Origin of the sequence: Bradyrhizobium iriomotense (assembly GCF_018129405.1) — a bacterium.
GTDB classification, from domain to species: domain Bacteria; phylum Pseudomonadota; class Alphaproteobacteria; order Rhizobiales; family Xanthobacteraceae; genus Bradyrhizobium; species Bradyrhizobium iriomotense_B.
Genome location: NZ_JAFCLP010000013.1, coordinates 212,953 through 219,053, shown reverse-complemented (window position 1 = coordinate 219,053; position 6,101 = coordinate 212,953). Strand labels below are relative to the sequence as shown.

4 protein-coding genes are annotated in these 6,101 nt (G+C 65.0%); all 4 read right to left on the bottom strand.

Translation table 11 applies throughout. The annotated features are described in order from the left end of the window. Positions 1 to 589: 589 nt before the first annotated feature. On the bottom strand, positions 590 to 1,732 hold the full coding sequence (gene pimD, locus JQ592_RS25155; RefSeq protein ID WP_211405454.1) for a pimeloyl-CoA dehydrogenase small subunit: 1,143 nt from the start codon (positions 1,730 to 1,732) through the stop codon (positions 590 to 592). 132 nt (positions 1,733 to 1,864) lie between these two features. After that, positions 1,865 to 3,055 (bottom strand): pimeloyl-CoA dehydrogenase large subunit, encoded by a 1,191-nt coding sequence (gene pimC, locus JQ592_RS25150; RefSeq protein WP_211405453.1) that lies wholly within the window; start codon positions 3,053 to 3,055, stop codon positions 1,865 to 1,867. 141 nt (positions 3,056 to 3,196) lie between these two features. Beyond that, positions 3,197 to 4,384: an acetyl-CoA C-acyltransferase gene (locus JQ592_RS25145; RefSeq protein ID WP_211405452.1), complete on the bottom strand. Its 1,188-nt coding sequence runs from the start codon at positions 4,382 to 4,384 to the stop codon at positions 3,197 to 3,199. Next, the gene (gene pimA, locus JQ592_RS25140; RefSeq protein WP_211405451.1) at positions 4,381 to 6,063 is read right to left on the bottom strand and encodes a dicarboxylate--CoA ligase PimA; all 1,683 of its coding nucleotides are present in this window, start codon (positions 6,061 to 6,063) and stop codon (positions 4,381 to 4,383) included. The genes JQ592_RS25145 and pimA overlap by 4 nt, the downstream gene beginning before the upstream one ends. Between the last annotated feature and the right edge of the window lie 38 nt (positions 6,064 to 6,101).

Sequence of the window (6,101 nt, the reverse complement as noted above, 5' to 3'; positions counted from 1 at the left end):
AGTACCTGCTTCCTGCTGGAATAGCCGGGCATGCGCTGCGACACAGTGAATCATTCCCCGGACAGCCCTGCCCTTGCGGGAGAAGGTGGCGCGAAGCGCCGGATGAGGGGTATCTCTCCGCGAGTTCAACACTCATTTGAGTTCACGGATAGAACCCCTCACCCGTCTCGCCGCTTAAGCGGCGAGCCACCCTCTCCCGCAAGGGGAGAGGGGAAGAAAGCGACAGCAGCGCGCCGCGCCTTTGCAACTGCGAGCGGCCGACGGCGCTTGATTATCGCAAGGCGGACGGTCATCCTGATGCCGGAACCGCGATGCGCGGGATCCACAAAGAGCCCTGAAGGGCGACGCAGTGAGCCGATAGATAGAACCACACTGAAGTGGCCGGGCGATCCAGTATCCCAGAGGCCAATGTTGGAGAGCTCGCTCTCATCACATCCGCCGCGGCGTACTGGATGCCCGCCTGCGCGGGCATGACAGCGGTGACTGTGGTGGAACGAGTAAGATCAATGAGAAAAGCCCCGGAGATGTCTCCGGGGCTTTCGCTTTTGGGTCATTCCCATTTTCGCGGGGGATGACAGCCGTCGTGCGGCTAGATCAACCCGCCGGCGTCGGCGACGCGGCGCTGGTGATAGTCGGTGTCGCCAAAGGTGTTTTCGATCATGGTGAGGCGCTTGAAGTAGTGGCCGATCTTCGCCTCCATGGTCATGCCGATGCCGCCATGAAGCTGGATCGATTGCTGGCCGACGAATTTCAGCGACTTGCCGATCTGCACCTTGGCCGCGGCGATCGCGTTGGTGCGCTCCCTGGCGTTCTCGAAATCGTTCGCCATGGTCGCGAACATCGACATCGAGCGCGCCTGCTCGGCCGCGACGAACATGTCGGAGGCGCGGTGCTGGAGCGACTGGAACGAGCCGATCGCGACGCCGAACTGCTTTCGGGTCTTGATGTACTCGACGGTCGTCTTCAGCGACTCGTCCATCAGGCCGACCGCTTCGGCACAGAGCGCGACGCGGGCCTCATCGACCACGCGCTCGATCAGCGCGAGCGAATCCTCGGGGTTGCCGATCACGGCATCCGGGCCGACCTCGACGCCGGTGAGGGTGATGTCGGCGGCGTGCAGGCCGTCCTGGGTCGGGTAAGACTTCTTCGCGACGCCCTTGGCGTTCGCCGGCACCAGGAAGACGCCGATGCCGGTCTTGTCGCGGCGGTCGCCCTTGGTGCGGGCGGTGACAACAAGCGTGTCGGCGTTCTCGCCGTTGAGCACGACGAACTTCTCGCCGTCGATGATCCAGCCGTCGCCCTTCTTCTTCGCGGTCGTCGAGACGTCGAAAAGGTCGTAGCGCGAGTTCTTCTCGAGCTGGGCGAAGGCGAGCGTCTTGCTGCCGTCGATGATTCCGGGCACGTGCGCAGCCTTCTGCGCATCGGTGCCGGCATGGCGCAGGAAGCCGCCGCCGATCACGACCGTGGCGAGATACGGCTCCAGCACCAGCGCCTTGCCGAGTGCTTCCATCACGATCATGGTCTCGACACCGCCGCCGCCGAAGCCGCCATCGGCCTCGCTGAAGGGCAGGCCGAGCAGGCCCTGCTCGGCGAGCTTGAGCCAGACGGCTTTGCTCCAGCCGCCTTTCTCCGCCATGTACTTCTTGCGCTGCTCGAAATCGTAGGAATCGGTCAGCAGCCCGTCGATGCTTTCCTTGAGAAGCCGCTGCTCCTCGGACAGATCAAAATCCATGTTTTTTGGTTCCTCGTACCCGGAATTTTTGCTTCGTCATTCCGGGACACGCGCGATAGCGCGGGGACCCGGAATCCAGAGGTTGTGGCGCGAGATTCCGGGTTCGCGCTGGCGCGCGCCCCGGAATGACGTTTAGAGCCCCAGCACCGCCTTGGCGATGATGTTGCGCTGGATCTCGTTGGAGCCGCCGTAGATCGAGACCTTGCGGTTGTTGAAGTAGCTCGGCGCGATCTGGGCGGTCCAGTCCATGGCTTCGTTGGAGCCGTCGTCGCCGTGCACGTCGAAAGGAGCAGCGAACGGGCCGATCACTTCCATCAAGAGCTCGGTGGTGGTCTGCTGGATCTCGGAGCCCTTGATCTTCAGCACCGAGGACGCCGGATTGGGCTTGCCCTTGCCGTGCTTGCCTTCGTCCGCGACGACGCGGAGCTGCGTCAGTTCGAGCGCCTTCAGCTCGATCTCGCACGCGGCCAGCTTCTCGCGGAAGGCGGCATCCTGGATGATCGGCTTGCCGGCGGATTCGACCTTGCCGGCGAGATCCCTGATGCGGCGCAGCCGCTCCTTGGAAACGCCGACGCGGGCGATGCCGGTGCGCTCGTTGCCGAGCAGGAACTTTGCGTAGTCCCAACCCTTGTTCTCTTCGCCGATGAGATTCTCGATCGGGACTTCCACGTCGTCGAAGAAGACTTCGTTGACCTCGTGGCCGCCGTCGATGGTCTGGATCGGGCGCACGGTGACGCCCTTCGACTTCATCGAGAACACGATGAAGGAAATGCCCATCTGCTTCTTGGCATTGTTGTCGGTGCGACAGAGGCAGAAGATCATGTCGGCGTGCTGGGCGAGCGTGGTCCAGGTCTTCTGGCCGTTGATGACCCACTTGTCGCCACGGCGCTCGGCTTTCGTCTTCAGCGAGGCAAGGTCAGATCCCGAGCCGGGCTCCGAAAACCCCTGGCACCACCAGTCGTCGACATTGGCGATGCGCGGCAGGTACTTCTTCTTCTGCTCCTCGTTGCCGAAGGTGTAGATGACAGGGCCGACCATGCTGACGCCGAAAGCGAGCGGCTGCGGCGCCGGATAGGACTGCAGCTCCTCGTTGAAGATGTAGTGCTGCACGGAGGTCCAGCCGGTGCCGCCATATTGCGTCGGCCAGTGGCTGACGCCCCAGCCCTTCTTGTTGAGGATGCGCCACCACGTCACCATCTCGTCCTTGGTGAGGTGGCGGCCCTCGACCAGCTTGCGCCGCGTATCCGGCGGCACGTTATCGCGGAAGAACGACCGCACTTCCTCGCGAAACGCCTGCTCTTCTTTCGTGAATGCGAGATCCATCGGATCCTCCTGTTTCCTCGTCGTCCTGGCGAAAGCCAGGACCCATTACCACCGGCCTTCGTTTTGCGAAGGCAATTGCCGTCTGTGCCCCTTACCCCGGCCGCGGAGTATGGGTCCTGGCTTTCGCCAGGACGACAGCGGTTACTGCAACACCTCGAACAACCCCGCAGCGCCCATGCCGCCGCCGACGCACATGGTGACGACCGCGTACTTCGCCTTGCGGCGGCGGCCCTCGATCAGGGCGTGGCCGGTGAGGCGCGCGCCGGACATGCCGTAGGGATGGCCGACCGCGATCGCGCCGCCGTCGACGTTGATCTTCTCGGGGTCGATGCCGAGCTTGTCGCGGCAATAGAGCACCTGCACCGCGAAGGCTTCGTTGAGCTCCCAGAGGCCGATGTCGTCGACGGTGAGACCGTGGCGCTTGAGCAGGCGCGGCACGGCGAACACCGGGCCGATGCCCATCTCGTCCGGCTCGCAGCCGGCCGAGACGAAGCCGCGGAAGATGCCAAGCGGCTTGAGGCCGCGCTTTGAGGCTTCCTTGTCGCTCATGATCACGGAGGCGCTGGCGCCGTCGGAGAGCTGGCTGGCATTGCCGGCGGTGATGGAAAAGCCTTCGCCGCGCACGGGCTTGAGGCCGGCGAGGCCTTCGATCGTGGTCTCGGGGCGCGGTCCCTCGTCCTGCGACAGCGTGACCTCCTTCATCGACACGGCGCCGGTCGCCTTGTCGGTGACCGCCATCTGCGTCGTGATCGGCGCGATCTCGTCCTTGAACTTGCCGCCCTGCTGGGCGGCGGCGGTGCGGCGCTGGCTCTCCAGCGAATATTCGTCCTGCTTCTCGCGCGAGATGCCGTAGCGCTTGGCGACGATCTCCGCCGTGTCGATCATGGGCATGTAGACCTCGCCCTTGATCTTGAGCAGCGCCGGGTCCTGGGCGTGGAAGCCGTTCATCTTGTCGTTCTGCACGAGCGAGATCGACTCGCCGCCGCCGCCGACCGCGATCTCGACGCCGTCGAAGATCACCGAGCGCGCGGCGAGCGCGATCGCCTGCAGGCCCGAGGCGCATTGGCGGTCGATCGTGGTGCCGGCGACGGTGACGGGAAGGCCGGCGCGGAGCAGCGCCTTGCGCGCGATGTTGCCGCCGGTCGCGCCCTGCTGGAGGGCCGCGCCCATCACGACGTCCTCGACCTCCTTCGGATCGACCTTGGCGCGGGCAACGGCTTCGCCGATGGCGTGGCCGAGCAGGGTTGCGCCCTCGGTGGCGTTGAGCATGCCGCGATAGGCCTTGCCGATCGGGGTGCGGGCGGTGGAAACGATGACGGCGTCGGTCAAGAGCGACCTCCTGATGCGGTTTTGGTGGATTGTGACGGTTTCTGCTGCTGGCGCAATTCGTGGCGCGACAATTTTCCGACCGGCGTGCGCGGCAGATCGGCGACGAACTCGACCTCGGCCGGCAGCTCGTGCTTGCCGAGCTTGCCGCCAAGCTGGGTGCGCAGCTCGTCGAGCGTGAACGGCTTGGCGTCGGGCTTGAGCTTGATGAAGGCTTTTGCGGCTTCGCCCCGATACTGGTCGGGGATGCCGAGCACGATCACCTCGTGCACGCCGGGAATGGTGTAGATCGCCTGCTCGATCATCTGCGGATAGACGTTGAAGCCGCCGGAGATGATCATGTCCTTCTTGCGATCGACCAGGAAGAAATAGCCGTCGGTGTCGACATAGCCGATGTCGCCGGTGAGGAAGCGGCCGTCGACGAAGGCGTCCGCGGATCCCTCCGGCTTGTTCCAGTAGCCCCTGGTGACGTTGGGGCCCTTGATGCGGATCTCGCCGACTTCGCCCGGCGGCAGCACGCGTTTGGGATCGTCGAGCGCAACGACGTCGAGCTCGATGCCGGGCAGCATCAGGCCGATCGAGCCGGGCTTGTCGGGCCCCGTGGGCGGATGGCCGGTGCCGGGCGAGCAGGTCTCGGTCATGCCCCAGCCGCTGCGCAGCTTCTTGCCGACCTTGCGCTCGAAGAAGTTCGCGATCTCCACCGGCAGCGGCGCGCCGCCGGAGCCGATCGTCGCCAGCGAGGAGAAGTCGCGCTTGTCGAGATCGGGGAGCGCGGCGATGGCGATCCACATCGTCGGCACCCCCGGGAAGTAGGTCGCGCGCTTGATTTCGATGTCGCGCATCACGGCTTCGACGTCGAAGCGCTGGTGCAGCGAGATCAGATTGCCGCGGCTGAGCGAGGACAAGAGCACGACGGTGAGCGCGTAGATGTGGAACAGCGGCAGCACGCAGATCACGCGCTCGATGACATCGCCGCGCGCGGCGCGCGCCGGCTTGCCCCAGACGTCGTAGATCGACACCGCCGAGGTGAGATTGCCGTGGGTGAGCATCGCGCCCTTGGGCAGGCCGGTGGTGCCGCCGGTATATTGCAGCAGCGCGACGTCGTCGGCCGTGACTTGCGGCCATTGCGCGGGGGTTGTGGCGCCTTCGACAAAGGTCTTGAAGGTGACGATGCGGGGATCATCAGGAATCGCCGCCTGCGGCGTGCCGACCTTGCCCCAATTATCGTCCTCGCAGACGACGAGCTTGTCGATCAGGCCCTTCTCCAAAAATTTCAGCGCGGTCGGCAGCAAGGCCTGGAGGTTGGAGGTGACGAGCAGGCGCGAGCCGGAATCGGAGACCTTGTGGGTCAGCGCGATCTCGCCGTCGAGCGGCGACAGATGTGCAACACGGGCGCCCGCCTTCAGCGCGCCGAAGAAATTGACGGGATGGTCCGGCGTGTTGCCGAGGAACAGCGCGACGGAGCTGTTCTTGCCGATGCCTTCGCGCAGAAACGCCGCCGCGGCGCGCTCGGCCATCGCGGCGAGCTCGGTGTAGGTGATCGGACGTTCCCGGAATTCCAGCGCGGTGCGCGGGCCGTATTCGGCGGCGGCTTTCGACAAGAGGTCAGGCAGCGAGCCCTGGACGATGGTGTCGTCCCACCGCACGCCCTCGGGGTAAAACTGTTCGCCGGGATGGGTCATGGATTCCTTAAACCGCACTCTCAGTCATTCCGGGGCGA